Consider the following 26,665-nt stretch of genomic DNA (forward strand, 5'->3'; position numbering starts at 1 on the left):
GCACCGGCCGCGCCGCCGCTGCCGACCACCCCGCCGGCCGCGGCGCCGGGCAGCCCGACTGCCGTTCCCGCAACACCGCCGGTGCCGGTCCAGCAGTGAGGCTTTTCTGCCCGGCGGGTTTTCCGCTAAGCTTGGCGATTCCGCGCGCCTGAGGCGCGGCGGTCGTCCAAGCCAAGGAACAGCATGCGTCTGCGTCATATCGAAGTTTTCCACGCCATCATGCAGGTAGGCACCATCAGCGGCGCCGCCCAGGTGCTGCACATCTCCCAGCCGGCGGTGACCAAGGTGCTGCAGCACGCCGAGCTGCAGCTGGGCATGCCGCTGTTCGAGCGCGTGCGCGGCAAGCTCTACCCGAAGCCGGAAGCGCACCGCCTGTTCGCCGAAACCGAAAAGCTGCACCGCGACCTGCAAGGGATCCGCCGCCTCGCCGCCAGCCTGAAAAACCGCGCCTGCGAGACGGTGCGCCTGGTGGCCACGCCCACCGTCGCGATCAGCGTGCTGCCGGCCGCGCTGACCGACTGGCGCCGCGATTTTTCGCAGACCCGCTGCGAACTGGCCACGTTTCATACCAGCGAGATCGTGAACGCCTTGCGCCTGGGCGAAGCCGACCTGGCGCTGTCGCTGCAGGACCCGCGCCACCCCGGCATCGAGGCCGAAGCGATCGCACAGGGCGCGCTGACCGTGATGGCGCCGGCCGGCACCTGGAGCGCAGCCGAATGCGCCGAACCGGTCACGCCGGCGGCACTCGTCGACACCATGCACGGCGAACTGATCGGCCTGGCCGACGGCGACCCGATCGGCGAGATGGTGGTCGCCGCCTGCGAAGCCCAGGACGTGCGTCCGGTCTTTCACACCGTGGTGCAGACTTACCAGATCGCGCGGGCGCTGGTGGAAGCGGGTGCCGGCTGCGCCGTGCTCGATCCGTTCACGGCCGCGTCCGGTACGCGCGACAAGGTGCAGTGCCGCCCGTGGGCGCCGGCGATGCCGGTACAGCTGTACCTGCTCACTGCCAGCCATGCGCCGCTGTCGCACGGCGCGCGCGAACTGGCCAACTGCATCGGCGCCGCTGCACGGGCACTGATCGAAAAGAGATGACGATGGGTTCGACCATAGCTAGCGAAGACATTGCCGGCGATCCGGCGTTCCGCCACCTGTCCACCATTGCCGGCATCGGCGTCGACCTGCGCTACGCGACCCCGCACAATTTCACCGGCCGCGATCTGTATTCGCCGTTCGACTGCGCCTGGCTGCACCGCGACGCCGCCGCCGCGCTCGAGCGGGCGGTGGCCTGGCTGGCCCGGCACGCGCCCGGCCACACGCTGCTGGTGCTGGACGCCCTGCGTCCGCAGCGCGTCCAGCAGCAGCTGTGGGATGCACTCGACGGCACCGGCCTGCGTATCTACCTGGCCGACCCGGCGCGCGGCTCCATTCACTCCTACGGCATGGCGCTCGACGTCACGCTGCTCGATCCGGCCGGCCGTGAACTCGACATGGGCACCGGTTTCGACGACATGACGGAACTGTCGCACCCGGCGCTGGAAGAAGGCTTCCTGCGTGCGGGGGCGCTGACCGACCAGCAGGTGGCGCAGCGCCGGCTGCTGCGCGACGCCATGGTCCAGGCCGGCTTCGTCGGCATCAATACCGAGTGGTGGCACTTCGATTGCGGCGACCGCGACCATGTGCGCCAGACCTTCCGCCGCGTGCTCTGAACGGAACCCACGCCGCTGTCGCGCCACGCTGACGCTCAAACCAAACGCTTGAGCAAACGCAGTCTCCGGCGCATCGAGCGCCGGAAAATCGCACCATCAATGCAGGGCGGGTAACCGTCCCCAAAACATGGGAGGTGCATATGAAAGGCTCGATATGGGCGGGTGCCGGCATGCTGGCGGCCATGGCGGCGCTGGCCACCGGCTGCAGCACCGGCAACGGCGGCAACAACCTGGCCGCACGCGATACGACGGTCGAGTACTACCGCGTATTCGACATCAAGACCGAAGCCCCCGCCGAGACGGTGGCCAAGGCCGCCAGCAACGGCATCAACCGCAACGTCAAGGACGCCCAGGTCAGCACGCCGGCCGGGGTGCAGGTCACCGACCTCCCGGGCCACTTCAAGATCGCCGATCCGACTGCCGCGGCGCCGGGCACCGCCGTCGACAAGGGCCCGAGCTGCGACGGCGCTTCCTGGACCGCCAAGGCGGCGCCCAAGGTGCACGGCAGCGACAACATGAACCTGGTCGCCTGCCTGTTCCCCTACAAGAGCGGCTACCACCTCGACATGTACGGGGTCTTTACCAAGCCCGAAGGCGGCTGGCTGGCCTGGCCGCGCCGGGTCGGCGGCATGGTGCTGGGCACCCCGGAAAAATTCACCGAATCGACCATGATGGACCTGGTGCGCGCGATCCGCGAAGGCACCGGCGCCAACGTGTCGCTGGTCGAGGCCAAGCCGAACCTGGCTGGTACGCCGTGGCTGGAGCCGGGCAAGAATGGCAGTGCGCAGGCCAGTACGGCGGCACCGGCGGCGGCCGTGCCGACATCGGGCACGGCTGCACCGGTCAAATAGCTTACGGCTGCGTGGCCGGAACGGGTGGCGCTGCCGGCAGCGCCTGTATCGGCTGCACCGGCTGCACCGGTTGCGGCGCATCCATCCGCGCCACCCAGTCGACCAGCGTGTCCAGCACCATGCGGCCACGTCCGTTGCTGACCAGGTCGCTGTTGATCATGGCCACCACGACGCACTGGCGTCCGCTCGCATCCGGCACATAGCCGGCCAGTGCCACCACATTCTTGAGGGTGCCGGTCTTCATGCGCGCGCGGCCGGCCGCCGGGCTGTCGTGCAGGCGGCGGCGCATGGTGCCGTCGATGGCGACGATCGGCATGCTGGCCTGGAATTCGGGCGCCCAGTTGCTGCGCTGGCCGGCCAGCAGCACGCCGGCCAGCTGCACCGGGGTGACGCGTTCGATGCGTGACAGGCCCGAGCCGTTTTCCAGCACCAGGCCGGTGTCGTCGATGCCGTGGGCGCGCAGCCAGGTGCGGACCGTGGCCTGGGCCCGCGCCAGGGTCGGCTCGAGACTGCCCGGCAGCGGACGGCTGCCCAGCACCGGGTCCGGCGCCAGCGCGCCCAGGCTCAGGAACAGGGTACGCGCCAGCAAATTGTCCGAGGGTTTGTTGGTGTCGCGGACCAGTTCCGGCAAAGCGCGCGACACATGTTCGGCCAGCAGCTTGGCATCGGATGGCGCCGCGCCTTCGATCGTGCTGCCGTCGATGGTGCCGCCGAGGGCGGACCAGACGGTGCGCACCATGCGGCCGACGTAATCCTGGCGGTCGACCACGTTGATCGATTCGCTGGCGACGCAATTTTTCGGGAAGGTCCCGTGCAGCATCACGCGCAGGCGCCCGTCTGCTTGGGTCTGGACGTCCGGGTGTTGCCAGCCGGCGTCCCAGTTGCCGCAATCGCCGTTCACCAGGCGCATGTCGGAATCGACGCTGACGCCATCCATCTCGGGCAGCGAGGATATCTTCAGGCGGCCACCCGTGGAGCGCAGGTCCAGCTGCAGCATGTTCTTGTTGAGCAGCAGGGCGTCGGGGATGACGTTGTAATAGGACTCGGGCGATTCGTCGAAGGGCGGCGCGCCGAGGTCGGCACGCGCCGGGTTGAACAGCTGGCGGTCGAGCACCAGGTTGCCGTCGATCCGGCGGATGCCCTGGTAGCGCAGGCTGCGCAGCATGGTGGTCAGGGCTTCGGTCGTGAAGTCGATGTCGGCGCCGCCGCGCAGCACCAGGTCGCCCTTGAGCGTGTCGCCTTGTACCTGGCCGTTACTGCGCAGCTCGGTGCGGCCGCGGAACACCGGCCCCAGCACGTCCAGGCTGACCAGGGTCGTGATCAGTTTCATGGTCGAGGCCGGATGCGCCGGGCGGTCGGCCAAGTGCGACAGCACGGTCTGGTTGTCGCGCAGGACGACCACGCTCAGCGCTTCCTCGGGAATCGTGGTGCTGCGCAGGGCGCCGACCACCGGTGCCGGCAACTGGGCGCGGGCCGGCAGCCAGGCGGCCAGCAGGGCAGGGAAGGCAAGGGCAAGGAGTCTGCTTCGGAACATGCTCATCCTGATTTATCCAAAGAACACATAGGCGACGGAAATGGCGGCGATGATACCGGCCAGGTCCGCGATCAGCCCGCACGAAATGGCATAGCGCGTCTTGCGCACGCCGACCGAACCGAAATACAGGGCGACGATATAAAAGGTGGTGTCGGCCGAGCCCTGGAAGATGCAGGCCAGGCGGCCGACGAAGGAATCCACGCCGTAGGTCTTCATGGCGTCGATCATCAGCGCGCGCGAACCGCTGCCAGACAACGGTTTCATCAATGCGGTCGGCAGTGCCGGCGTAAAGGCGGTGTCCAGGCCCACCATGCGGATCACCCATTCCAGGCCCTGCACGACAAAGCCGAGCACGCCCGAATTGCGGATCACGGAAATCGCCACCAGCATGCCGACCAGGTAGGGAATGATGGTCAGCGAAGTCTGGATGCCGCCCTTGGCGCCTTCGATGAAGGCTTCATAGACGTTCACGCCCTTGCGCAGCGCGCCGACGATGAACACGACGATGATCGTGAACAGGATCAGGTTGCTCGCGACCTTGGACACGGTCTCGATTTCCGGCTTGGTGAGATAGTTCGTGAAGTAAAAAATCATCAGGCCGATCGCGGCCGTGATGCCGCCCAGCCAGCTCAGCACCACGCCATTGATCAGGTTGATGCGCTGGCGGATCGAGACCGCGATGATGCCGGCCACGGTGGCGACATAGGTCGCGACCATGCAGGGAATGAAGATGTCGGACGGGTCCCTGGCGCCCAGGATGGCGCGCTGGGCCATGATGGCCAGCGGAATCAGGGTCAGGCCCGAGGTGTGCAGCACCAGGAACATGATTTGCGCGTTGCTGGCGGTATCTTTCTGCGGGTTTAAGCTCTGCAGGCTTTCCATCGCTTTCAGGCCGAACGGCGTTGCCGCATTGTCCAGGCCGAGCAGGTTGGCCGAGAAATTCATCACCATGTGGCCGGTGGCCGGGTGGTCTTTCGGCACGTCCGGGAAGATGCGCGAAAAGAAGGGAGAGATGAGTTTCGCCAGCCAGCCGATGGCGCCGGCCTTTTCGCCGACGTTCATGAGGCCGAGCCATAAGGTCATCACGCCGGCCAGCGGCAGGGCGATGTCCATCACCGCCATCTTGGACGAGTCGAAGGTGCCGTCGATGATGCGCTTGAAGATTTCGGTATCGCCAAGAAAGATCCATTGGGCGAGCGCCGCAATAAAACCAACCAGGAAGAAGCCGATCCAGATGTAATTCAGTGCCATGGGAAATGTCGTTCGGGTCGCGTGCAGGGAAGAGTATAGGCGTACAGCCCACTGCCACGATGAAAGAATGCTGCAAGGCTATGTTTAAAAGTTATATTGCATGGGCCTCTATTGCCGCCGGATGCGCTTGGAGGCGCTTCCTGGGCCTATAATTCGCAACGCTTCCTGGACCTCTGCCATGCCGATCTTCCGCCCCGCTGCCCTTGCTGCTGCTGCCCTGCTGTCGACCCTGCTTCACGCCTCGGCCACCGTGCCGGCCCGGGCCGCCACCACCACTACCGCCGCCGGCGAGGGCAAGGTCCTGCACATGTTCCTGTCCACCAGCGAAGCCGGCCTCGACCCGGCGGTCGGTTCCGACCTCGCCAGCCTGTCGCTGCTGGAAAACCTGTTCGATCCGCTGCTGCGCTACGACTACCTGGCGCGCCCGCTCAAATTGCAGGGCAATACCGCGACGGCGCTGCCGATTGTCGAGGAGGGCGGGCGCAGCTACACCTTCCACATCCGTCCCGGCATTTATTTCACGCCCGACCCGGCGTTCAAGGGGAAGCAGCGCGAAGTGACCGCCCAGGATTACGTCTACAGCCTCACGCGCCTGTACGATCCGGCGCTGAAATCGCCCTGGTCTTTCCTGTTTGACGGCAAGCTGCTGGGCGATGCCGCCCTGAAGACCAATTTTAGTGTGGACACCCGAATTCCCGGCTTGCAGGCGCTCGACCGCTACACGCTGCGGATCCGCTTGACGGAAGCTGATAACAATTTCCTGTTCTATATGGCGACCCCGGCCACCGGCGTGGTGGCGCGCGAAGTGATCGAGGCTTACCCGGGCCAGGCCGGCAACCACCCGGTCGGCACCGGGCCCTTCATGCTGGGCGAGTGGAAGCACAGCGACCGCATCGTCCTGCTGAAGAATCCGGCCTCCACCGCCGTGTTCCATGGCACGCCCGGCAATGGACCGGGCACAAGCGCGGCCGACGGGGCGATCGGCGCTGCGCTCGAAGGCAAGACCCTGCCGCGCGTGGACCGGGTCGAAGTGAAAATCGCGGAAGAATTCCAGGGCCGCATGCTGGGCTTCCTCAACGGCGAATACGATTACCTGGAGCAGGTGCCGGAATCGATGACGGAGATGGTGATCCAGAACGGCAAGCTGAAGCCGGCGCTGGCCGCGCGCGGCATGGAACTGTACCGCTTCCCGGTGCTGCAGACCTATTACATGTGGATGAACATGCAGGACCCGCTCATCGGCGGCTATGGCAAGGACAAGCTGGCGCTGCGGCGCGCGATCGCGCTGAGCTACAACAGCGCGGAGGACATTGCGCTGTTAAAGAAAGGGTTTGCGATCAAGGCCGAGTCGCCGTTGCCGCCGAACGTGCTCGGCTACGATCCGAACTACCGCAGCCCGGTCCGCTACGATCCGGCGCTGGCGAATGCCCTGCTCGACAAATATGGTTACGCCAGGCGCGACCCGGACGGTTTCAGGACGCAGCCGAATGGCGCCAACCTGACCCTGCAGATGAGCAGCGAAGCCACGGTCAGCGGCCGCCTGCGCGACGAACTGTGGCGCAAGTGCCTGAATGCGATCGGCTTGCGGGTCGTGTTCAAATCGGACAAGAAGACCGAGATCATCAAGGCGTCGCGCCTCGGCAAGGTGCAGATGTTCGAGAGTAACTGGGTGGCCGACTTCCCGGACGGCGAGAATTTCTACCAGCTGCTGTACGGCCCGAACGCCGGCCGCGCCAATTACGCGCGCTTCAATCTGCCGGCCTATAACGAACGCTACGAACAGGCGCGGCTGCTGACCGACGGTCCGGCCCGCCAAAAGCTGTACTTCGAGATGAACCAGCTGATCCACGCCTACAACCCGTGGGTGCCGCTGACCCAGGTGCTGTCGGCCGATATCCGCCAACCGTGGTTGAAAAACTACAAACGCCACCCGGTCGAACTGACGCAGTGGCGTTATCTGGATGTCGATGTTGCAGAAAGTGCACGCACGCTCCGGGCAAAGTGATTCTTTTGCCAGTTTTTCCTTAGCTAAACATTCCCTCTAGTTATACTCAGCGCCGGAATTTTCATTGGCTGGCGCGGCACGCCTGCGCTTACCTTTGAGATGACCAATATCGTAATGCAAACACATTACCGGCATATGAAACGCGCGCGGCAAGTACCCAAGGAGAGAGGCGTGAAGCTCAAGACGTTAACCCACATGATTGCCCTGATCGGCGCCGTCAGCCCGGCTTTCGCCCAGCAGGTGGCATCGCAACAGCCGATGCAGCGCGTCGAAATCACGGGCAGCAGCATCCGGCGCATCAACCTGGAAGGCGCGCTGCCGGTCCAGACCATCACGCTGGACCAGCTCGACAAGCAGGGCATCAACAACGCCGAACAGTTGATGACGCTGATCTCGGCCAACGGCACCGGCGCCGACAACATGACCTCGGGGAACAACGTGTTCGGCGCCGACTCCGACCGCGTCAGCGGCGGCGGTTCCTTCGCGTCGCTGCGCGGCCTCGGCCCGAGCGGCACGCTGGTGCTGATCAACGGCCGCCGCATCGCCGGCTATGGCCTGTCCAGCAAGGCGGTCGACCTGAACACGATCCCGCTGGCAGCCATCGCCCGCGTCGAGGTGCTGAAGGATGGCGCGTCGGCGATCTACGGTACCGATGCGGTCGGCGGCGTCATCAACTTCATCCTGAAGACCGATTTCGAAGGCGTGCAGGCGAGCGCCAGCGGCAACTTCACCGAAGCCGGCGGCGGCGCCACCCGGCGCCTGGGCCTGACGGCCGGCAAGGGGAGGCTGGACACCGACCGCTACAACGTCATGTTCGCCCTCGGCCACGACAAGAACGACCGCCTCGATTCCAGCCAGCGCAGCTTTTCCAATGGCTACCAGCCGCAGCGCGGCCTGTCGCCGGACACCACCGGCACCCCGGTCGCCAACCAGCTGACCGGTGCCGGCAGCGCGCTGGGCACCGGTTTCAAGATGCCGGGCGACCCCAGCACCTACCTGCAGGCCGGCCTGCTGAGCCTGCAAGGCAAGTGCGACACCGTCCCGGGCATGAACCAGTACACCAGCAGCCTGTGGGCCAAGACCACCTCGCCGCTGCGCTCGACCTATTCCTGTACCTACGACTACGGCGGCGACTACGTGATGCAGCTGCCGACCGAGCGCACCAATTTCGTGGCGCGCGGCACGTTCCAGCTGGCGCCGGAGCACCGCCTGTACGCCGAGGCCGTGGGCGCGCACACCAATGCCCTGGCGATCCTGACCCCGGCCCAGATCTCGACCACGCTGGCGGCCGGCAATGCCTATCCGGTGGGCGGTCCGTACTACCAGAACCTGCAGGCCTACATTCCCAGCTACGATCCGACCAAGCCGATCCTGTACAAATGGCGCGCCTGGCCGCTCGGCGACCGCACCCAGCAATACAGCACCGACACCGCGCGCCTGCTGCTGGGCGCCGAAGGCACGCTGGCAAGCAAATGGGATTACCGGGTCGACCTGTCGCACAGCTTCAGCCGCACCACGACCGACCTGCTGGACGGCTACGCGAATACCCGGGCGCTGTATTCGGTGCTGGGCAGCGGCATCGTCAATCCGTGGGCCTCGCCCGAGCAGGGCCAGAGCGACGCCGCCATGGCGGCGCTGAACGCGACCAAGTTCTACGGCCGCCTGCAGCAGGGCAAGACCACGCTGACCCAGCTGAACGGCTCGATCTCGGGCGAGATCTTCCAGCTGCCGGCCGGCGCCGTCTCGGGCGCGATCGGCACCGACCTGCGCCGCGAAAGCTACGCCTTCCACCAGGACGTCGACGCCACCCAGATCCTGCTGGCGCCGGGCAACGCCAACCAGAACCGCGTGGCGCGCAACATCAAGGCGGTCTATGCCGAGCTGGTGGTGCCGGTCATCAAGGACCTGGAACTGCAGCTGGCGCTGCGCCGCGACGATTACAGCCTGATCGGCGCCACCACCAATCCGAAGGTCGCCTTCAGCTACCGTCCGGCCAGCTGGGTGATGCTGCGCGGTTCGGCGAACAAAGGCTTCCTGGCGCCGAGCTTCGGCCAGCTGTACAGCGGCCGCCTGAGCCAGGAGCTGCCGAACGGCGTGTCCGACCCGGTCGGCTGCGCGGCCCACCCGAACGACCCGCGCTACTGCGCGATCGAGCGCCTCGATTATTTCAGCGGCGGCAATCCGAACCTGCGTCCGGAAACCGCGAAGCAGGGCACGCTGGGCATCATCCTCGAGCCGAGCCCGAACTTCTCGGTGTCGGTCGACTACTGGGCGATCAACGTTAAGGACCGCATCCTGAACCGCACCCCGCAAGTGGTGCTGGCGAACGCCGCCGCGCTGCCGGAATACATCCATCGCAACGGCGAAGGCATCATCGAGTACATCGACGCCGGCTGGATCAATGCGGCCGGCCTCAAGACGCGCGGCGCCGACGTCGGCCTGCGCGGCCGCGGCAGCCTGCCGGGCGGCTGGCGCTGGAATGCGGGCCTGGACGGCACCTGGACCCAGAGCTACCAGTTCGCCGAGTTCGAGGGCCAGCCCTACGTCGAATATGTCGGCAATTTTTATACGCGCGACCTGTACCTGCGTTGGAAGCACAACGCGACCTTCAGCGTGAGCAAGGGACCGTGGAGCTTCCTGCTGAGTAACCTGTACCGCGACGGCTACAAGGACCAGCTGCCGGATGCGGGCAAGAGCGCGCCGCCGGCCGGCTTCAAGCCGCACGTGAGCAGCTACACCACCTTCGGCCTGTCGACCACCTACACCGGCTTCAGGAACACCGCGATCACGGTCGGCATCCAGAACCTGTTCGACCGCGACCCGCCGTTCACGGCGCACAACGTGGACGAAGTCGTGGGTGCCGGCTGGGACCCGCGCGTGGCGGATCCGCGTGGGCGGGCGCTGAATTTCAACGTGCGTTACACGTTCTTCTGATAGTCCGGGCGATCCACTACGTCGTCCCTGCGAAGGCAGGGACCCAAGTTGCAAGCGTATCGTTAACGCAAGCAGAACTTGGGTCCCTGCCTCCGCAGGGACGACGTCAACGATGGTCCCTATCCGCATGTCGAGCAAAATCCGTATGAGCAGGCGCCGTTTCGGCGGCGCACTGGCCGCCTCCCTGGCATTGCCTGCCGCCGCCTCTTCTTCCCCCGCCATGCCACCCCTGATCAAACCCCCGCGCCTGCGCAAGGGCGACGTCATCGGCCTGGTCGCCCCCGGCGGCTACACCAGCGACGACGCCATCGAGAAGGCAGTAAAACACATCGAAGGCCTCGGTTTCCGGGTGAAGCAGGGCGCCTGGCTGCGCGAAGTCTGGGGCAACTACGGCGGCACGGTGGCCGCCCGCATCGCCGACCTGCATGCCATGTTCCGCGATCCGGAGGTCAAGGCGATCTGGGCGATCCGCGGCGGCTCCGGCTGCATCTCGCTGCTGCAGCACCTCGATTACGGCCTGATCCGCAGCCATCCCAAGATCCTGCTCGGCTATTCCGACATCACGGCGCTGCATCTCGCCATCCGGCGTCACGCCGGCCTGGTGACCTTCCACGGGCCGGTCGCGAGCAGCACGCCGTCCGCGTATTCGGACGAGCACATGCTGGCGGTGCTGGTGGACCCGCGCGCCAGCTACACGATCCCGATGGCGGCGGAGAACGCCCTGAAAGCGCAGCAGGAACCTCAGTACGGCGTGCGCACCGTGCACGGCGGCGTCGCCAGCGGGCGGCTCGTCGGCGGCAACCTGTCCCTGGTGAGCGCGCTGGCCGGCACGCCGTATGCCGCCGATTACCGCGACAGCATCCTGTTCATCGAGGAAGTCAACGAGGAACCGTACCGGATCGACCGCTGGCTGACCCAGCTCGATTTGTCGCTGCCGCTGGCAGGGGCGGCCGCCGTCATGATCGGCATCTGCGAGAACTGCGGGCCGCAGGGAGAAGGACCGTCGCTGACGCTGGACCAGACCCTCGACGTGCACCTGCAGCCCTTGCAGGTGCCGGCGGTGAGCGGCTATTCGTTCGGCCACATCCGCCACCAGTTCACCATGCCGCTGGGCGTGCGCGCCACGCTCGATACGGCTGCGCAGACGTTGACGCTGCTGGAGCCGGCGGTCAGCTAGCAGCGGTCAGCGCGCGCCGAACACCAGGCAGGTGGTCGTCGCATGCGCGTACAGCCGGCCCTGCGCATCGACGATCCTGCCCTCGGCGGTCGCCAGCTGGCGGCCGCAATGCAGCACCTTGCCGATCGCGCGCAGGGGCCCGCCATCCAGGCGCGCGCCGCGCACCAGGTTGACGCTCAGCTCCGCCGTCGTGTAGCCCTGGCCCGGCGCCAGCATGGTCTGCACCGCGCAGCCGACCGCCGAATCGAGCAGGGTCGCATACCAGCCGCCGTGCACGGTGCCCATCGGGTTCAGGTGGCCGGGCAGGGGCGTGCCCTGGAAGGTTGCCTGGCCTCCCTCCACCTCGACCAGGAAGAAGTCCAGCGTCTCGGCGATCGGCGCATACGGAAAGCGACCGGCCAGCAGCGCCTGCATGATCTCGAGGCCGCTCATGGCGCGCGCCGCTTCCGCCGGCACCACGCCCGGCTTGCCGCCGGCCTGCGCCACGCGGGCGCGCACCTCGCGCAGCTGTCGTTCCCATTGTTCTGCCGTTGTCGATGCGGTGTTCATGCGCTGTCCTCGGTGAGTGCGTAGGCACGGATTGGTACGACGATTATGCCCGGGTTCCGCCGTGTTATCCGGCGCTCTTCAACTTCCCGCCAGCGCCTGGCAGCGCGCCACCAGGAATTCGCGCAGCACCCGCACCGCCGGCGATACCTGCCGGCGGTTGGCCAGCACCATATACAAGGGCACGTTGCTCCCTTGCCAATCCGGACATACCTGGCGCAGCCGGCCGGCGGCGAGGTCGGCCTGCACGTCGATGCGCGAGCGGTAGCAGATGCCGAGTCCTTCCAGCGCCCAGCGCCGCACGATCTCGGAATCGTCGGCCACGCGGTCGCCCTGCACCGTGACCTCGATGTCCTCGCCGTCCTTGCTGAAACCCCAGCGGTCGTTGACCGCCTCGTCCAGCATGAAGCACAGGCAGTTGTGGTCACCCAGCGCGTGGGGCGAGGCCGGCACCCCGCGCCTGGCGAGGTAGGCGGGCGCCGCGCACAGCACGCGCCGGTTATCCTGCAGCAGCGGCAGCGCCACCATGCTCGATCCGGGCGGCTTCCCGAAGCGCAGGCCGATGTCGACCGGCTCGCGGTAGATGTCGGCCACGCGGTCGGTCAGCTGCAGGCGCAGGCGCACGCCCGGATGGCGCGCCTGGAAGTCGTTCAGCCAGGGCAGCACCACGTGGCGGCCGAGGTCGGACGGCATCGAGATGTGCAGCTGGCCCTCGACGCCGTCGCCGCCGGCGCGCAGTTCGTCCTCGGCCTCGCGCAAGCCGTCCAGCAGCGCCTTGCTGCGCCCCAGCAGGCGTTCGCCGGCCAGGGTCAGGCGCATGCTGCGCGTGGTGCGCACGAACAGGGCGGCGCCGAGGTCGGCCTCCAGGCGCTTCAGGCCGGCACTGGCCACGGCCGGCGACAGCGCGAGCTGGCGTGCCGCCGCCGACAGGCTGCCGTGGTCGGCCGTCGCCACGAAGATTTCCAGGTCCTGGACACTACGTATTTTCAATGCGATTTTCAAAGGATCGTTGAAAGTGAATTCGAGATTATCCAGTTTATCAAAAAAGCGAAACTGGTCAGAATGACAGCCATCCACAATCAACCTGCATAAGGAGCCCCCATGAAAGCCATCGGATACCAGACCAGCCTCCCCATCGACGACGCCCAGGCGCTGGTCGACATCACCCTGCCGGACCCGGTCGCGCAAGGCCATGACCTGCTGGTCGAGGTGCGCGCGGTGTCGGTCAACCCGGTCGACACCAAGGTGCGCAAGAGCGCCACGCCGGAAGCCGGCGAATGGAAGGTGCTGGGCTGGGATGCGACCGGCATCGTCAAGGCGGTCGGTCCCGACGTGACCCTGTTCCAGCCGGGCGACTGCGTCTGGTACGCCGGCTCGATCGCGCGCGCCGGCAGCAACAGCGAGCTGCAGCTGGTGGACGAGCGCATCGTCGGCCACATGCCGGCATCGCTCGACTTCGGTCCGGCCGCGGCGCTGCCGCTGACCGGCCTGACGGCCTGGGAAATGCTGTTCGACCGCCTGGAGGTGCCGACCGGCGACGGGGGCAAAGGTAAAACCCTGCTGGTGATCGGCGCCGCCGGCGGCGTCGGCTCGATCCTGCTGCAGCTGGCGCGCCAGCTGACGCAGGTGACCGTGATCGGCACCGCCTCGCGTCCGGAAACCCGCGACTGGGCCTTGCAACTGGGCGCCCACCACGTGATCGACCACAGCAAGCCGCTGGGCGAGGAACTGGCGCAGGCCGGGCTGCCGGCCCCGGACTACGTGATCAGCCTGACCCACACCGAGCATCACTTCGACCAGATCGTCGACCTGATCGCGCCGCAGGGCAAATTCGGCCTGATCGACGACCCGGCCCCGATCGACGTGCGCAAGTTCAAGCGAAAAGCGGTGTCGCTGCACTGGGAGCTGATGTTCACCCGTTCGCTGTTCAATACCGCCGACATGGCCGAGCAGAACCGCATCCTGAACCGCATCGCCGAGCTGGTCGACGCCGGCACGATCAAGACCACGGTCAACCAGAACTTCGGCGTCATCAACGCCGACAACCTGAAGCGCGCGCATGCGCTGCTCGAGTCGAACCGGGCGCAGGGCAAGATCGTGCTGGAAGGGTTCTAAGCGCGCTGCCCGGCGCGGGTCACCAGACCAGTTGGAACTTGACGTGCAGCGGATACATCATTTCGCATGGCGCGCCGTGGCACTTGGCGGGCTTGTAGTGCTCCCCCATGGCGGCCGCGGCGACATAGCGGGTGGCTTCGGCGTCGAAGTCGCCCAGCTTGACCACCTGTTTCGCCACGCCGTCGGCGCCGACCAGCACGTTCAGGTGCAGCTCGCTGGTGTCGCCGTAGCGGCCACCGGCCGCACGCACCACCTTGTAGATGCCGCCCGGACCGTGTTCCGGATAAGGTGGATCGTCGCCTTCCTCGAGTGCCGGATACTGGCTGCGGAACTGTTCTTTTTCTTCTTCGGTCAGCATTGCCCAGCCAACGTTGCTGGGTAGTGAGCCGGTACTGTTGACGCGGCGGAAGTTGGTACCCACTCGCGCTTCGTCCTCGCGTGTCTTGAAGGTCTTGTCGGCAGTGGGCTTCGGGCGGGCTGCTTTCTGCGCGAGCGTCTCCAGGTCTTCGGTACGGCCGCTGCCGGCATACACCATCTTGCCCCTGGTCGGCTTGCCGTCGACGAATTCGCCTTCGATACTGCCGCCAAGCACAAAGCTCAGGCGTCCCTGGCCGTTCGGCCGGTCGTTGCTGAACTGGCCCTGGTAGACGTTGCCGTTGACGTAGATTTGCGTGCCTTTCCCTTCGCGCACCATCATCTTCAGACCGCCTTCATACTGCAGGCCGTCGGCATACTTCAGGTAGCCCTCACCGTCGGGGAAGCCGTCGCGCAGCGAACCGATGTAGGTGAGCTTGTCGCCGACACGCAGCTTGGCTTCGCCGGCGACGGCGCCGCGCAGGAGCCGTCCCTGCAGCCGCATGGCGGTGCCGTCCGCGGTCTTCCATGTGAGGATGCCGACGCCATCGGCAAAGCCATCCTGGCACTTGCCGCTCCACTGCACCGCGGTCGCCGGCGCGGGCAGCAGCTTGGCGATCCTGCAATCGGCGGCGCCATAGGTGATGGGCGCATCTTGCGCCAGGGCGGCGCTGCCTGCGCTCAGCGCCAGGCTCAGGACAATCATGGATTTCATGTGGACTCGGCTGATAAAGTTTATGAAAACGCAAGCATTTCCACTCTAGCACGCGGCCACAGGAATGTTAACAAAAGGGAAAATTATTGTTGCTGCGGCGCCGCTGCCGGTCAACCCAGCGGCAAGGTCATGTAGCACAGGTCGTAGCTGGCGCCATCGACCCTGACCATATCCTCGATGCGCGCGATCATGCGGAAGTCGGCACGCAGGTAAAGCGCAACGGCAGGCCGGTTATCGGCCAGCACTTCCAGGTCGATCCAGTCGATGCCGGCTTCCCGGCGCGCCCACTCGACGGCGGTGCCGACCAGCTGCACGCCCAGGCCGCGCCGCCGGTACAGGCGCTGCACGCCCATTCCCAGCATCGCCCGGTGCGCGGCCGCGGATTCCGGCCGCGCGCGCAGGTCGATGTGGCCGGCGATATTGCCGGTCGGCCCGAGCGCCAGCCACAGGCGGCGCCAGCCGGGCTGGCCGACCGCCAGGTGCAAACCCTTGATGAAGGCCAGGCGCAGCCCGGCCGGCATGCGCGACTGGTCGCGCGGCAGCGGCTGGAACAGCGGCGTGCCGCCGGCGCCGTTGTCGCGCAGGTGGTCGTCCAGGTAGGCGAAGAAGGGCGCCAGGTCGGCTTCGACGGCTGGGCGGATATTCAGCTTCGCTATCTGTTCGTCCGATGCATTCATGACGCCATCATAACGCCCTTGCAATCAAAATCTTCTGGATGTCGCTGGTGCCCTCGTAGATCTGGCACACGCGCACGTCGCGGTAGATGCGCTCGATCGGGAAATCGGCCACGTAGCCGTAGCCGCCGAACACCTGCATCGCGCTCGAGACCACGCGCTCGGCCATCTCCGAGGCGAACAGCTTGGCCATCGCGGCTTCCTTCAGGCAGGGTAATCCCGCATCCTTCATCGATGCCGCATGCAGGATCAGCTGGCGCGCGGCTTCGATCCCCATCGCCATCTCGGCCAGGCGGAACTGCACCGCCTGGTGGTCGAAGATCGGGCTGCCGAAGCTGGTGCGTTCCTTTGCATAGGCGAGGGCGGCCTCGTAGGCAGCGCGCGCCATGCCGACCGATTGCGAGGCGATGCCGATGCGGCCGCCCTCGAGGCCGGACAGTGCGATCTTGTAGCCTTGCCCTTCTTCGCCGATCAGGTTGTCAAGCGGGACGCGGCAGTTGTCGAACACGATCTGCGCCGTGTCCGAGGAATGCTGGCCCATCTTGTGCTCGATGCCGGCGACGATGTAGCCGGGCGTGTCGGTCGGCACCCAGAACGCGCTGATGCCTTTCTTGCCGGCGGCCTTGTCCGTGACCGCCATCACGATCGCCACGTCGCCGTTCTTGCCGCTGGTGATGAACTGCTTGGTGCCGTTGATGACGTAATGATCGCCGTCGCGGGTGGCCGTCGTGCGCAGGGCGGCGGCATCGCTGCCGGTATGCGGTTCGGTGAGAGCAAAGGCGCCTAATAACTCCCCTTGGGCGAGCGGACGCAGCCAGCGCTGTTTCTGCGCTTCGCTGGCGTAGGTCATGCCGATCGAGCATACCGGGCAGTTGTTCACCGAGATGACGGTCGAGGTGCCGCCGTCGCCGGCCGCGATTTCTTCCAGCACCAGGGCCAGCGCCACGTAGTCGAGGCCGGCGCCGCCGTACTGTTCGGGCACCGCCACACCGAAGGCGCCCAGTTGCGCCAGTTCCTTCAGCTCTTCCTTCGGGAAATGGTGCTCGCGGTCCCAGCGCGCGGCGTTGGGCGCCAGGCGCTCCTGCGAGAAAGCGCGCAGGGCGTCGCGGATCATCTGGTGTTCTTCGCTCAGTATCATCGTGTCTCGTCTGTATTGTTATCGCGGCGCCGCTGCCTGCCTGTGCGTTACCAGGGGATCGGACCGCCGTCGTAGTTCAGGAAGGAACCGTTCCGGCCGTGGCCGACGCCAGCCAGGGTCGCGCGCAGCGTACCTACGCTTTCTTCCACCGTCAGGGTGGCGCCGGCACCGCCCATGTCGGTCTGGACCCAGCCGGGGTGGAAGCTGACGCAGGTGACGCCCTGCGGGCCGAAGGTGAGGGCGGTATCGGCCAGGATGGAGTTGAGCGCGGCCTTGCTCGCGCGGTACAGCGAGCCGTCGGCGCTGCGGCGCTCGCCGATCGAACCCATGCGCGAGGAGATTACTGCCAGCTTGCCGCGCGTGGCGGCGACCAGCGGCGCGACGATCGGCAGCAGGCGCATCGCGGCCAGCACGTTGGTGTGCATGACCTGGTCGAATTCCTGCTCGGTCGGGAAGCCGTTGTGGGTAGGGCCGTAGACGCCGGCCACCAGCCAGGCGGCATCGATCTTTTCGTCGTCCAGCTGCCAGCCGAGGCCGGCGATGGATTCGGCGTTGGTCACGTCCAGCCGCAGCGCCTGGGCGCCCAGCTGCGCGAGTTCGTCGCAGTCGGCCTGCTTGCGCGCGGTGGCGATCACGCGCCAGCCGTCGGCGCGGTATTGACGGACCAGTTCGTGGCCGATGCCGCGCGAAGCGCCTAAGATGAGAACGGTGGACATGGTGCAGCTCCTTACGGTATGGATGACAAGCTGTCACCATACCGTGTTTTGGCGGCGCGCGTGTTTCAGGCCATCTCGATCGCCATCGCGGTGGCTTCACCGCCGCCGATGCACAGCGAGGCCACGCCGCGCTTGCCGCCGGTCTTCTTCAGCGCACCGAGCAGGGTGACGACGATGCGCGCGCCCGAGGCGCCGATCGGGTGGCCCAGCGCGCAGGCGCCGCCGTGGATGTTGACCTTGCTGTGCGGGATGTCGAGGTCGCGCATGGCAGCCATCGGCACCGCGGCAAAGGCTTCGTTGATCTCGAACAGGTCGACGTCGCCGCTGGTCCAGCCGGTCTTGGCGAACAGTTTGCGCATCGCGCCGATCGGGGCGGTGGTGAACAGGTTCGGTTCCTGCGCGTGGGTGGCGTGGCCGATCACGCGCGCGATCGGCGCCAGGCCCAGTTCCTTGGCCGTCGATTCGCGCATCATCACCAGCGCGGCGGCGCCGTCGTTGATCGAGGACGAGGAGGCGGCGGTCACGGTGCCTTCCTTCTTGAAGGCGGGCTTCAGGGAAGGGATCTTGTCGGTGCGCGCTTTCAGCGGGCCTTCGTCCTTTTCGATGATCTGCTCGCCCAGGCGATTCGCCACGCTCACCGGCGCGATTTCCCAGTCGAAGGTGCCGTCGTTGTTGGCGGCCTGCGCGCGCTTGACCGATTCGATCGCGAACGCGTCCTGGTCTTCGCGCGTGAACTGGTAAGTCGCCACGCATTCCTCGGCGAAGGTACCCATCGAGCGGCCCTCTCCGGTCTTTTCGTTGCGCGAGTAGGCGTCTTCGAGGCCGTCCAGCATCATGTGGTCGAACATCGGCGCGTGGCCGATGCGGTAGCCGCCGCGCGCTTTCGGGATCAGGTAGGGCGCGTTGGTCATCGATTCCATGCCGCCGGCCACGACGATGTCGGCGCTGCCGGCTTTCAGCTGGTCGTGGGCGAAGATCGCGGCCTGCATCGCCGAGCCGCACATCTTGGAGAGGGTCACGGCGCCGGTCGAGACGGGCAGCCCCGCCTTGATGAGCGCCTGGCGTGCCGGGGCCTGGCCCTGGCCGGCCATCAGGCAGTTGCCGAAGTAGACGTGTTCGACCTTGCTGGCGTCGACGCCGGCGCGTTCGACCGCGGCCTTGATCGCCACGGCGCCCAGGTCGCTGGCGGATTTCGAGGAAAAGTCGCCCTGGAAGGCGCCCATCGGGGTGCGGGCGGCGCCGACGATGACGATCGGATCGTTATTCATGTGTGTCTCCAGTCAGGATGAGGGTGGCGATGGCATCGCCGTGTTTTGAGAATGTCGAACGGCTGTAACTGGGAAGAGGGACCACCAGCCCGTCGTTCCCGCGCAGGCGGGAACCCAAGTTCTGCGGCTATTCAGGCAAAATTGGGTTCCCGCCTTCGCGGGAACGACGTTCATCGGTGACGGGCTTGCGGCGGTCTTTGCGACTCTTCTTGTGGCCTTTTCGGCTCTACGACGCAGCCCGCGTCTCCACTCCACTTCTCCTGCTTAAACTGTTACATGGTCTCGCCAAACAGCTCGCGCCCGATCAGCATGCGCCGGATCTCGCTGGTGCCCGCGCCGATTTCGTACAGCTTGGCATCGCGCCACAGGCGGCCGACCGGGTACTCGTTGATGTAGCCGTTGCCGCCCAGCGCCTGGATCGCCTCGCCGGCCATCCAGGTCGCCTTTTCGGCGCTGTACAGGATGGCGCCGGCGGCGTCCTTGCGCAGGGCGCGCACCTGTTCCGGGCCGGTGGCGCGGTCGCAGGCCTGGCCGACCGCATAGACGTAGGCGCGGCAGGCCATCATGGTGGAATACATGTCGGCGATCTTGCCCTGCATGAGCTGGAATTCGCCGATCGCCTGGCCGAACTGTTTTCGTTCGTGGATGTAGGGAACGACCACGTCCATGCAGGCCGACATGATGCCGAGCGGGCCGCCGGAGAGGACGGTGCGCTCGAAGTCCAGGCCCGACATCAGCACCTTGACGCCATTACCCACGCCGCCCAGCACGTTCTCCACAGGTACTTCGCAATCCTGGAACACCAGTTCGCCGGTATGCGAGCCGCGCATGCCCAATTTGTCCAGCTTTTGCGCGATCGAGAAACCCTTAAAACCTTTTTCGATGAGGAAGGCGGTCATGCCGCGCGGGCCGGCGTCGATGTCGGTCTTGGCATAGACCACCAGGGTGTCGGCGTCGGGGCCGTTGGTGATCCACATCTTGGTGCCGTTCAGGACGTAGCGGTCACCCTTCAGCTCGGCGCGCAGCTTCATGCTGACGACATCGGAACCGGCGTTCGGTTCGGACATGGCCAGCGCGCCGACGTGCTCGCCCGAGATCAGCTTCGGCAGGTAGGTGCGCTTCTGTTCTTCGCTGCCGTTGCGCTTGATCTGGTTCACGCACAGATTGGAGTGGGCGCCGTACGACAGGCCGACCGAGGCCGAGGCGCGCGAGATTTCTTCCATGGCGACGATGTGGGCCAGGTAGCCCATGTTGGCGCCGCCGTACTCCTCGCCGACGGTGATGCCCAGCAGGCCCAGTTCGCCCATCTTCTTCCACAGGTCCATCGGGAACTGGTCGGTGCGGTCGATCTCGGCAGCGCGCGGCGCGATTTCGCTGGCCGCGAACTGTTGCACCGCTTCGCGCAGCGCGGCGATGTCTTCGCCGTGGTCAAAGGTCAAGCCTGGAAGGTGCAGCATGTCGTCCTCGTCTCCATGATGTTATACAGTGCATGATAACGCGGAGTGACGTTAACGTAAACGTCAAGTGACGCGGCTGTTGCGTCAGGCGGCGTTGCGCTCCGGCGCGTCCTGCACGCCGGCTTCTTCCAGCAAGCGCTTGCACTCGTCCTCGTGCACGGCGATCTCGGCCAGCGACATCTCGATGTCCGCGCGCTGCTGCTCGAGGGTCCGGCGCTGGTGCGCCAGCACGTCGAGGAAACGGTCGATCTGGGCCACGGTATCTTTCGGCGACTCGTACATGTCGATGATGCTCTTGATCTCCGACAGGGTCAGACCCAATCTCTTGCCGCGCAGCGTCAGTTTCAGGCGCGTGCGGTCGCGCGGCGTGTACACGCGGTTGCGTCCGCCCTGGCCCTCGCGTTTCGGGCTCAATAAACCCTGGTCTTCATAGAAGCGGATGGCGCGGGCGGTGATGTCGAATTCGCGTGCCAGTTCGGCGATGGTATAGGTCGTGGCCATGGTGTCCTGCGGGCAAAGTGTGACGGCGCCGGGAATCGCTTAAAATCCAGGCTGGCGCCGCTTTCCGTTTACGTCAACGTAATCTCATTGGCGGTGATTGTAGCGCGCCGCGTCCGTCATATCACGAAAGACCTGCGCATGAACGCTCTCGAATCCCAGCTGGCCTATCCTTTCGGCGACACCGTCCCGGCCCTCGGCACCGTGCTCGACGTCGCACCTGCGCCGGCCGCACCCGGCATCAAATGGCTGCGCATGCCGCTGCCGTTCGCGCTCGACCATATCAACCTGTGGCTGCTGGACGACGAGATCGACGGCCGGCGCGGCTGGTCGCTGATCGACTGCGGCGCCGGCACCGATGCCACCCGCGCCGCTTGGGAACAGCTGATCACCGGCGCCCTGGACGGGCGGCCGCTGCTGCGCGTATTCGCGACGCATTGCCACCCGGACCACGTCGGCCTGTCCGGCTGGCTGTGCGAGCGTTTCGATGCGCCGTTCTGGACCAGCGCCGCCGAGTTCGCCTTCGCGCGCATGATGGCGGCGGCCTTGCCCGGCGTCGACGGCCCGTCGGCGATCCCGCATTTCCGGCTGCACGGACTGGCCGATGCCGCCATGCTCGAGCAGATGGCCAGCCGCAAGAATTACTATCCGTCGCTGGTACCGTCGGTGCCGCACGCCTACACCCGTCTGCAGGATGGCCAGCAGGTCGCGATCGGCGGCTGCGCGTGGCGCGTGATCACCGGCTTCGGCCATTCGCCCGAACATGTGTCGCTCTACAGCGAAGCGCTGAACGTGCTGGTGTCGGGCGACATGGTATTGCCGCGCATCTCGACCAACGTCTCGGTGTTCGCAGTCGAGCCCGAGGGCAACCCGCTGCAGCTGTACCTGGATTCGCTCGCCAAGTTCGGCGACCTGCCGGACGACGTGCTGGTCCTGCCTTCGCACGGCAAGCCGTTCCGCGGCCTGCACACCCGCATCCGCCAGCTGCGCGACCACCATGCGGCGCGGCTGGACGAAGTCCAGGCCGCCTGCGCCACGCCGCGATCGGCGGTTGACATTGTGCCGATCATGTTCCGGCGCCCGCTCGATGCCCACCAGCTGAGCTTTGCCCTGGGCGAAGCACTGGCCCATTTGCATGCTTTGTGGCAAAACGGTCACTTGCGCCGTGTAACCGGTGCCGACGGCATCATCCGCTTCCAGGTCACCTGAGCAATCACTTACTTTCATCGTAGGCGGCTTGCATAAGCGGCCGCCGGTCCCATCCCATACTCAATGGGCATTCATTGCGATTGCCTTGGTATTGCCACGTGTGAAATCATTTCGGCAAACGTTTTCTTTTTCCTGTAGGATATTTTTCACACTTGCATAATCAGGGACCGAAAACGTGGGGAATTGCTGGACAGCATGTGAGAATCGATCAATACTCACACTTTTGTTACGTCCAGCCTGTCCTGTCGTCACAGACGGTCTGACTAAAGGAGCGACCAATGACGGCTTTGCATGAACCATTAATGCCACCCATGAATTCGACCAACGAACGGGAGAGCTTCAGCGAGCGCCTGCAGCAAGCCCTGAAAAATGCCCATTATTCGCCGGATAGCCCTACGCGGTTGGCACGGGAATTTAACATTCGCTTCGAAGGCCGCCCGATCACCGTCCACGCTGCGCGCAAGTGGCTGGTCGGCGAAGCCATCCCGACCCAGGAAAAACTGCGCATGATCGCCCAATGGCTGGGCGTGCCGGCCGACTGGCTGCGTTTCGGCGGCTCGGAAAACGCCGCCAGCAATGGCGACAGCGGCGAAGGCGCCGCCCGTTTCGAATCGGCCGACGTCAAACTGATCGCCGACCTGCAGCGCCTGGACGAACACCACAAGCAACTGGCACGCGAATTCATTCGCATGCTGGTGCGCATGCACCACCAGCAAAAATAAGTCTCTGGCACGCTGCCCGGCAGCGGACAGGAACGGTAACAAGCCCGGCGGATTTCCGACCGGGCTTTTTTATTTCCTGGTATCCGCGATTTTTGTTCAAGCGAACGGCACAAACTGCAGAGTCTCGCGCATAATCGGTATCGTTATCAGTCAACAAGGATGCAGCGACCTCATGATTAATAACTACAGCAATACCGCGCAGTTGAAGGATTTGATGACCGCGCCGCCGATGACGGCGCAGCAACATGCAGAAATCATGCGCAAGCGTAACGAGCAGCGCAGGAAGATCGAAGACGCAAGAGAGGCCAGGCAGGCCGAAAAAGAGCGCTACGGCGACCGTTAGTCGGCCGTGGCATTGTCCCCGCGCATGCCGGCCCAGCGCGGTGCCAGGCTGTTGTCCACGCCGAGCAGGTCCATCACGCGCGCGACCGTGTGGTCGACCATCTCGTCGATGCTGGCCGGCAGGTTATAGAAGCTGGGTAAGGGCGGGAACACGATGCCGCCCATTTCGGTGACGGCGGTCATGTTGCGCAGGTGCGCCAGGTTGAAAGGCGTCTCGCGCACCATCAGCACCAGGCGCCGGCGTTCTTTCAATATGACGTCGGCGGCGCGCGTGATCAGGTTGTCCGACAGCCCGTGCGCCACCGCGGCCAGGGTTTTCATCGAACAGGGTGCGATCACCATGCCGTCGGTCTGGAACGAGCCGCTGGCGATCGAGGCGCCGATCTCGCGGTTGCGGTGCACCACGTGGGCGAGCGCTTCCACGTCGCGCTTTTGCAAGCCGACTTCCTGGTGCAGGGTGAGGGACGCGGCGTCGGAGACGACCAGATGGGTCTCGACGCCGGGACAGGCGCCGAGCCGCTGCAGCAGCCGCACGCCGTAGACCGCGCCGGTCGCGCCGGTGATGGCGACGACAATACGACGCGGCCTGGTATCAGCCATTTTCAGCCGTTCTTCTTCAGCAGGGCAGCCAGTTCGCCGGACTCGTACATTTCCGTCATGATGTCGGAACCGCCGATGAATTCGCCGTTCACGTACAGCTGCGGCACGGTCGGCCAGTTCGAGTAATCCTTGATGCCCTGGCGGACTTCCGCATCTTCCAGCACGTTGACGGTGGCGATGTTATCGACGCCGCAGGCTTTCAGGATTTGGATGGCGCGGCCGGAAAAGCCGCACTGCGGGAACTGGGCGGTGCCCTTCATGAACAGCACGACAGGCGTGTTGGTCACGGTTTCTTTGATCCAGGTTTGTACGTCGCTCATGGTTGTCGCCTCAGGTAATTAATCGTGGATGCCGGCATTTTATAAGAAAATGAACCGGCAGGTTTACCACCGGTTCACCCCTGCGAAGGCAGGGGCCCAAGTTTTAAGGTGCAGGGCCATTCTCCCGCTTTCATAAACCGCATGAGCTTATCTGAACTTGGTCTAGCGCTGCCGTTGACGGTAACTTTCGCAGCGGCGTAAAGTTATCAGCTCTTCAATTGCTGATGGGAACACGATGGACATCGCTCGACCAGATGCCGACGCGCCGGCAGCGGCGCCGGCGTCACCGCGCAGGCGCCGCTTCATCGCGCGCGGCGCCGTGGCCTCGCTGGCCGCCGCCGGCGGCAGCGCCATGGCGGACAACCTGCCGCCGAATGTGCCGCAATGGATGCGCGAGCCCGGCGCCGGCTTCCTGAACCCGGCCTACGGCTTGCCCTCGCCATTCGAAAAGAACGTGCTGCGCAAGCTGCCGGACCAGCCGTCGCCGTTTCCCACCGCCACCCGCACCCCCTTGCAAAGCCTGTTCGGCACGAATACGCCGAACGGCCTGTTTTTCGAGCGCCACCACGCCGGCGTGCCGGCCATCGATCCGGCCCAGCACCGGCTGATGCTGCATGGCCTGGTCGAGCGGCCGCTGTTGCTCAGCATGAAGGACCTGCTGCGCTTTCCTGCCGTCTCGCGCAGCCATTTCATCGAGTGTTCCGGCAACAGCATGGCCGAATTCAAGGCGCCCGGCAAAGGCAGCGTGCAGGACATCCACGGCTTGATCAGCGGCGCCGAATGGACTGGCGTGCGCCTGGCCGACGTGCTGCGCGAAGCCGGCCTGCAACCATCAGCCAGCTGGATCCTGGCCGAAGGCGCCGACGCCGCAGCGATGACGCGCAGCATCCCGCTGGCCAAGGCGCTCGACGATGCGCTGCTGGTCTACGGCCAGAACGGCGAGATGCTGCGCCCGGAGCAGGGCTACCCCTTGCGCCTGCTGCTGCCTGGCTTCGAGGGCAACATGAACATCAAGTGGCTGCGCCGCCTGAAGGTGGGCGACGCGCCGTTCCAGACGCGCGAGGAAACCGCCAAGTACACCGACTTGATGCCGGACGGGACGGCGCGCCAGTTCACCTTCGCGATGGGGGTGAAATCGGTGATCACGTCGCCTTCGGCACGCCAGGTGCTGGACGGCCACGGTTTCCGCGAAATCACCGGCCTGGCCTGGAGCGGGCATGGACGCATCAGCCGGGTCGAGGTGTCGCTCGACGGCGGCCGGCAGTGGCAGGCGGCGACGCTGGACGGGCCGGTGCAAAGCCGGGCCCTGACGCGCTTTCGCTTGCCGTGGGTATGGTCGGGACAGGAAGCGATCCTGCAAAGCCGCGCCGTCGACGAAGCGGGGAACGTGCAGCCGACCCGCGCGGCATTGATCGGGACCGACGGCCAGAACTCGATCTATCACTACAACGCCATCCAGAGCTGGAAAGTGGCATCGAATGGCGAGGTGTCGAATGTCCACGTCTAACACCTGCGCTGTGCTGGCCGTGGCGGGTGCGGCTGCCGTGGCGCTGGTCGCCTGTGCGCCGGCGGCCCCGCGCCACGAAATGGGAAAACGCGCAGGACCACGCGAGGCGACGCGCCTGGGACTGGGCCAGACGCCCGGCGCCGACCAGATCCGCGGCTGGGATATCGACGTGCGCGCCGACGGCGCCGGGCTGCCGCCCGGTTCCGGCTCGGTGGCCCGGGGGCGGGCGATCTACGAGGCGCGCTGCCTGTCGTGCCACGGCGCCAACGGCGACAAGGGGATCGCGCCGCGTCTGGCGGGCGGGCAGGGCACGCTGGCCAGCAAGGCACCGGTGCTCACGGTCGGCAGCTACTGGCCATATGCCACCACGCTGTACGACTACATCCACCGTGCCATGCCGCTCGACAGCCCGCAATCGCTGACGCCCGACGAGGTGTATGCGGTGACCGCCTACACGCTGCACCTGAACGGCATCCTGAAAGCCGACGCGGTGCTGGATGCGGCGTCGCTGGCTGCGATCCGGATGCCGAACCGGGACGGGTTCAAGCCAGTATTGAAATAACCGGTCAGGCTGACCGGCAGCGCTTGCCGAAACACACGGCTTCCGGCCGTCCGGCGTACTTGCCGTAATTCGGTATCACCCGGTAGCCATGTTTTTCGTAAAAGGCGACCGCGCGCGCGTTGACCCTGCGCGTCTCCAGCCACACCTCGGTGTAGCCGAAGCCGGCGGCCTGGCGCTCCAGCGCCGCCAGCAGGTGCACGCCGGCGCCGCTGCCGGGCCGCGCATACATCCGCTTGAGCTCGGCCACCGATCCCGACAGCGGGCGCAGCGCGCCGCAGCCGGCCGGCTTGCCATCCGCGTCGCGCGCCAGCAGGAAGCAGCCCCCCGGCTCGCGCACGCCGGCGGCATCGAAGGAGGCTGTGCCGTCGCTGCCGGTGATCGCCGCCAGCGCCGCGCCCAGTTCCGCCAGCAGCTCGCAGGCATCAAGCGATGCGGGGTCGGCGGGGGCGATCGCGAACACG

General features: G+C 65.9%; 26 protein-coding genes. 12 read left to right on the forward strand and 14 right to left on the reverse strand.

The genetic code is table 11. The features are described from left to right. The first annotated feature begins 183 nt into the window (after nt 1–183). The 3 genes from FBX97_RS22170 to FBX97_RS22180 all read left to right on the forward strand — a co-directional run bounded on the left by FBX97_RS22170 (nt 184) and on the right by FBX97_RS22180 (nt 2,560). A complete protein-coding gene (locus FBX97_RS22170) occupies nt 184–1,095 on the forward strand; it encodes a LysR family transcriptional regulator (protein ID WP_141836655.1) in 912 nt (303 codons plus the stop codon). Nucleotides 1,096–1,097: 2 nt separating this feature from the next. Then, nucleotides 1,098–1,709: a M15 family metallopeptidase gene (locus FBX97_RS22175; RefSeq protein ID WP_141836657.1), complete on the forward strand. Its 612-nt coding sequence runs from the start codon at nt 1,098–1,100 to the stop codon at nt 1,707–1,709. A 140-nt stretch (nt 1,710–1,849) separates the two neighbouring features. Continuing rightward, nucleotides 1,850–2,560, forward strand: a complete 711-nt coding sequence (locus FBX97_RS22180; protein WP_141836659.1) for a hypothetical protein — start codon at nt 1,850–1,852, stop codon at nt 2,558–2,560. A gap of 1 nt (nt 2,561) precedes the next feature. On the opposite strand, the gene dacB is transcribed toward FBX97_RS22180, so the two are convergent. Continuing rightward, nucleotides 2,562–4,094: a D-alanyl-D-alanine carboxypeptidase/D-alanyl-D-alanine-endopeptidase gene (gene dacB, locus FBX97_RS22185; RefSeq protein ID WP_141836661.1), complete on the reverse strand. Its 1,533-nt coding sequence runs from the start codon at nt 4,092–4,094 to the stop codon at nt 2,562–2,564. Between the two features lie 12 nt (nt 4,095–4,106). Continuing rightward, the gene (locus tag FBX97_RS22190) at nt 4,107–5,345 is read right to left on the reverse strand and encodes a nucleoside recognition domain-containing protein (RefSeq protein ID WP_141836663.1); all 1,239 of its coding nucleotides are present in this window, start codon (nt 5,343–5,345) and stop codon (nt 4,107–4,109) included. 178 nt (nt 5,346–5,523) lie between these two features. Between FBX97_RS22190 and FBX97_RS22195 the strand changes: the two genes are divergently transcribed. The 3 genes from FBX97_RS22195 (at nt 5,524) to FBX97_RS22205 (ending at nt 11,461) form a co-directional block, all read left to right on the forward strand. Continuing rightward, complete coding sequence (locus FBX97_RS22195; RefSeq protein WP_141836665.1) at nt 5,524–7,350, forward strand: ABC transporter substrate-binding protein; 1,827 nt, start codon at nt 5,524–5,526, stop codon at nt 7,348–7,350. Nucleotides 7,351–7,521: 171 nt separating this feature from the next. Then, nucleotides 7,522–10,284 carry a TonB-dependent receptor gene (locus FBX97_RS22200; protein ID WP_255517585.1) on the forward strand — a complete coding sequence of 921 codons (2,763 nt, stop codon included), beginning with the start codon at nt 7,522–7,524 and terminating at the stop codon, nt 10,282–10,284. A gap of 145 nt (nt 10,285–10,429) precedes the next feature. Then, a complete protein-coding gene (locus FBX97_RS22205; protein ID WP_255517586.1) occupies nt 10,430–11,461 on the forward strand; it encodes an LD-carboxypeptidase in 1,032 nt (343 codons plus the stop codon). Nucleotides 11,462–11,467: 6 nt separating this feature from the next. Here FBX97_RS22205 and FBX97_RS22210 read toward each other — a convergent pair whose 3' ends face one another. Further along, nucleotides 11,468–12,010, reverse strand: coding sequence for a PaaI family thioesterase (locus FBX97_RS22210; protein WP_141836667.1), 543 nt, complete (start codon nt 12,008–12,010; stop codon nt 11,468–11,470). A 78-nt stretch (nt 12,011–12,088) separates the two neighbouring features. After that, nucleotides 12,089–12,991, reverse strand: a complete 903-nt coding sequence (locus FBX97_RS22215; protein WP_185748710.1) for a LysR family transcriptional regulator — start codon at nt 12,989–12,991, stop codon at nt 12,089–12,091. Between the two features lie 117 nt (nt 12,992–13,108). Here FBX97_RS22215 and FBX97_RS22220 point away from each other — a divergent pair, with 117 nt between their 5' ends. Next, a complete protein-coding gene (locus FBX97_RS22220) occupies nt 13,109–14,122 on the forward strand; it encodes a zinc-binding alcohol dehydrogenase family protein (RefSeq protein WP_141836671.1) in 1,014 nt (337 codons plus the stop codon). A 19-nt stretch (nt 14,123–14,141) separates the two neighbouring features. Here FBX97_RS22220 and FBX97_RS22225 read toward each other — a convergent pair whose 3' ends face one another. From FBX97_RS22225 to FBX97_RS22255, 7 genes are all read right to left on the reverse strand, one after another. Further along, a complete protein-coding gene (locus FBX97_RS22225; protein ID WP_141836673.1) occupies nt 14,142–15,191 on the reverse strand; it encodes a hypothetical protein in 1,050 nt (349 codons plus the stop codon). Nucleotides 15,192–15,301: 110 nt separating this feature from the next. Continuing rightward, nucleotides 15,302–15,868: a GNAT family N-acetyltransferase gene (locus tag FBX97_RS22230; protein WP_141836675.1), complete on the reverse strand. Its 567-nt coding sequence runs from the start codon at nt 15,866–15,868 to the stop codon at nt 15,302–15,304. A gap of 7 nt (nt 15,869–15,875) precedes the next feature. Continuing rightward, complete coding sequence (locus FBX97_RS22235) at nt 15,876–17,003, reverse strand: acyl-CoA dehydrogenase family protein (RefSeq protein WP_141836677.1); 1,128 nt, start codon at nt 17,001–17,003, stop codon at nt 15,876–15,878. A 47-nt stretch (nt 17,004–17,050) separates the two neighbouring features. Further along, nucleotides 17,051–17,719, reverse strand: coding sequence for an SDR family oxidoreductase (locus FBX97_RS22240; RefSeq protein ID WP_141836679.1), 669 nt, complete (start codon nt 17,717–17,719; stop codon nt 17,051–17,053). Nucleotides 17,720–17,784: 65 nt separating this feature from the next. Then, nucleotides 17,785–18,987 carry an acetyl-CoA C-acyltransferase gene (locus tag FBX97_RS22245; protein ID WP_141836680.1) on the reverse strand — a complete coding sequence of 401 codons (1,203 nt, stop codon included), beginning with the start codon at nt 18,985–18,987 and terminating at the stop codon, nt 17,785–17,787. A gap of 272 nt (nt 18,988–19,259) precedes the next feature. Then, the gene (locus FBX97_RS22250; protein WP_141836682.1) at nt 19,260–20,444 is read right to left on the reverse strand and encodes an isovaleryl-CoA dehydrogenase; all 1,185 of its coding nucleotides are present in this window, start codon (nt 20,442–20,444) and stop codon (nt 19,260–19,262) included. A gap of 84 nt (nt 20,445–20,528) precedes the next feature. Beyond that, a complete protein-coding gene (locus FBX97_RS22255; protein WP_141836684.1) occupies nt 20,529–20,945 on the reverse strand; it encodes a MerR family DNA-binding transcriptional regulator in 417 nt (138 codons plus the stop codon). A 138-nt stretch (nt 20,946–21,083) separates the two neighbouring features. Between FBX97_RS22255 and FBX97_RS22260 the strand changes: the two genes are divergently transcribed. From FBX97_RS22260 to FBX97_RS29680, 3 genes are all read left to right on the forward strand, one after another. Beyond that, the gene (locus FBX97_RS22260) at nt 21,084–22,151 is read left to right on the forward strand and encodes an MBL fold metallo-hydrolase (RefSeq protein WP_141836686.1); all 1,068 of its coding nucleotides are present in this window, start codon (nt 21,084–21,086) and stop codon (nt 22,149–22,151) included. Between the two features lie 302 nt (nt 22,152–22,453). Next, the gene (locus tag FBX97_RS22265; RefSeq protein WP_255517587.1) at nt 22,454–22,873 is read left to right on the forward strand and encodes a hypothetical protein; all 420 of its coding nucleotides are present in this window, start codon (nt 22,454–22,456) and stop codon (nt 22,871–22,873) included. Between the two features lie 172 nt (nt 22,874–23,045). Then, complete coding sequence (locus tag FBX97_RS29680) at nt 23,046–23,216, forward strand: hypothetical protein (RefSeq protein ID WP_185748689.1); 171 nt, start codon at nt 23,046–23,048, stop codon at nt 23,214–23,216. On the opposite strand, the gene FBX97_RS22270 is transcribed toward FBX97_RS29680, so the two are convergent. Together FBX97_RS22270 and grxD are read right to left on the reverse strand one after the other, a co-directional pair. Beyond that, nucleotides 23,213–23,815 carry a UbiX family flavin prenyltransferase gene (locus FBX97_RS22270; RefSeq protein WP_141836690.1) on the reverse strand — a complete coding sequence of 201 codons (603 nt, stop codon included), beginning with the start codon at nt 23,813–23,815 and terminating at the stop codon, nt 23,213–23,215. The two genes, FBX97_RS29680 and FBX97_RS22270, sit on opposite strands and share 4 nt — an antisense overlap. A 2-nt stretch (nt 23,816–23,817) precedes the next feature. Next, the gene (grxD, locus tag FBX97_RS22275; protein WP_141836692.1) at nt 23,818–24,135 is read right to left on the reverse strand and encodes a Grx4 family monothiol glutaredoxin; all 318 of its coding nucleotides are present in this window, start codon (nt 24,133–24,135) and stop codon (nt 23,818–23,820) included. Between the two features lie 235 nt (nt 24,136–24,370). Between grxD and soxC the strand changes: the two genes are divergently transcribed. Continuing rightward, nucleotides 24,371–25,642, forward strand: coding sequence for a sulfite dehydrogenase (gene soxC, locus FBX97_RS22280; RefSeq protein ID WP_141836695.1), 1,272 nt, complete (start codon nt 24,371–24,373; stop codon nt 25,640–25,642). After that, nucleotides 25,629–26,204, forward strand: a complete 576-nt coding sequence (locus FBX97_RS22285) for a c-type cytochrome (protein WP_255517588.1) — start codon at nt 25,629–25,631, stop codon at nt 26,202–26,204. The genes soxC and FBX97_RS22285 overlap by 14 nt, the downstream gene beginning before the upstream one ends. A gap of 4 nt (nt 26,205–26,208) precedes the next feature. On the opposite strand, the gene FBX97_RS22290 is transcribed toward FBX97_RS22285, so the two are convergent. Next, nucleotides 26,209–26,664 (reverse strand): GNAT family N-acetyltransferase, encoded by a 456-nt coding sequence (locus FBX97_RS22290; protein WP_141836696.1) that lies wholly within the window; start codon nt 26,662–26,664, stop codon nt 26,209–26,211. Nucleotide 26,665: the final 1 nt, after the last annotated feature.

The organism is Herbaspirillum sp. SJZ107, assembly GCF_006715485.1.
Lineage (GTDB): Bacteria > Pseudomonadota > Gammaproteobacteria > Burkholderiales > Burkholderiaceae_D > Telluria.

Excerpts from the sequence above, each read along its gene's own strand:
- FBX97_RS22170 (WP_141836655.1), top strand. The coding sequence starts at position 184 with ATGCGTCTGCGTCATATCGAAGTTTTCCACGCCATCATGCAGGTAGGC.
- FBX97_RS22175 (WP_141836657.1), top strand. The coding sequence starts at position 1,098 with ATGGGTTCGACCATAGCTAGCGAAGACATTGCCGGCGATCCGGCGTTC.
- FBX97_RS22180 (WP_141836659.1), top strand. The coding sequence starts at position 1,850 with ATGAAAGGCTCGATATGGGCGGGTGCCGGCATGCTGGCGGCCATGGCG.
- dacB (WP_141836661.1), bottom strand. The coding sequence starts at position 4,094 with ATGTTCCGAAGCAGACTCCTTGCCCTTGCCTTCCCTGCCCTGCTGGCC.
- FBX97_RS22190 (WP_141836663.1), bottom strand. The coding sequence starts at position 5,345 with ATGGCACTGAATTACATCTGGATCGGCTTCTTCCTGGTTGGTTTTATT.
- FBX97_RS22195 (WP_141836665.1), top strand. The coding sequence starts at position 5,524 with ATGCCGATCTTCCGCCCCGCTGCCCTTGCTGCTGCTGCCCTGCTGTCG.
- FBX97_RS22205 (WP_255517586.1), top strand. The coding sequence starts at position 10,430 with ATGAGCAGGCGCCGTTTCGGCGGCGCACTGGCCGCCTCCCTGGCATTG.
- FBX97_RS22210 (WP_141836667.1), bottom strand. The coding sequence starts at position 12,010 with ATGAACACCGCATCGACAACGGCAGAACAATGGGAACGACAGCTGCGC.
- FBX97_RS22220 (WP_141836671.1), top strand. The coding sequence starts at position 13,109 with ATGAAAGCCATCGGATACCAGACCAGCCTCCCCATCGACGACGCCCAG.
- FBX97_RS22225 (WP_141836673.1), bottom strand. The coding sequence starts at position 15,191 with ATGAAATCCATGATTGTCCTGAGCCTGGCGCTGAGCGCAGGCAGCGCC.
- FBX97_RS22230 (WP_141836675.1), bottom strand. The coding sequence starts at position 15,868 with ATGAATGCATCGGACGAACAGATAGCGAAGCTGAATATCCGCCCAGCC.
- FBX97_RS22235 (WP_141836677.1), bottom strand. The coding sequence starts at position 17,003 with ATGATACTGAGCGAAGAACACCAGATGATCCGCGACGCCCTGCGCGCT.
- FBX97_RS22240 (WP_141836679.1), bottom strand. The coding sequence starts at position 17,719 with ATGTCCACCGTTCTCATCTTAGGCGCTTCGCGCGGCATCGGCCACGAA.
- FBX97_RS22245 (WP_141836680.1), bottom strand. The coding sequence starts at position 18,987 with ATGAATAACGATCCGATCGTCATCGTCGGCGCCGCCCGCACCCCGATG.
- FBX97_RS22250 (WP_141836682.1), bottom strand. The coding sequence starts at position 20,444 with ATGCTGCACCTTCCAGGCTTGACCTTTGACCACGGCGAAGACATCGCC.
- FBX97_RS22255 (WP_141836684.1), bottom strand. The coding sequence starts at position 20,945 with ATGGCCACGACCTATACCATCGCCGAACTGGCACGCGAATTCGACATC.
- FBX97_RS22260 (WP_141836686.1), top strand. The coding sequence starts at position 21,084 with ATGAACGCTCTCGAATCCCAGCTGGCCTATCCTTTCGGCGACACCGTC.
- FBX97_RS22265 (WP_255517587.1), top strand. The coding sequence starts at position 22,454 with ATGCCACCCATGAATTCGACCAACGAACGGGAGAGCTTCAGCGAGCGC.
- FBX97_RS29680 (WP_185748689.1), top strand. The coding sequence starts at position 23,046 with ATGATTAATAACTACAGCAATACCGCGCAGTTGAAGGATTTGATGACC.
- FBX97_RS22270 (WP_141836690.1), bottom strand. The coding sequence starts at position 23,815 with ATGGCTGATACCAGGCCGCGTCGTATTGTCGTCGCCATCACCGGCGCG.
- grxD (WP_141836692.1), bottom strand. The coding sequence starts at position 24,135 with ATGAGCGACGTACAAACCTGGATCAAAGAAACCGTGACCAACACGCCT.
- soxC (WP_141836695.1), top strand. The coding sequence starts at position 24,371 with ATGGACATCGCTCGACCAGATGCCGACGCGCCGGCAGCGGCGCCGGCG.
- FBX97_RS22285 (WP_255517588.1), top strand. The coding sequence starts at position 25,629 with ATGTCCACGTCTAACACCTGCGCTGTGCTGGCCGTGGCGGGTGCGGCT.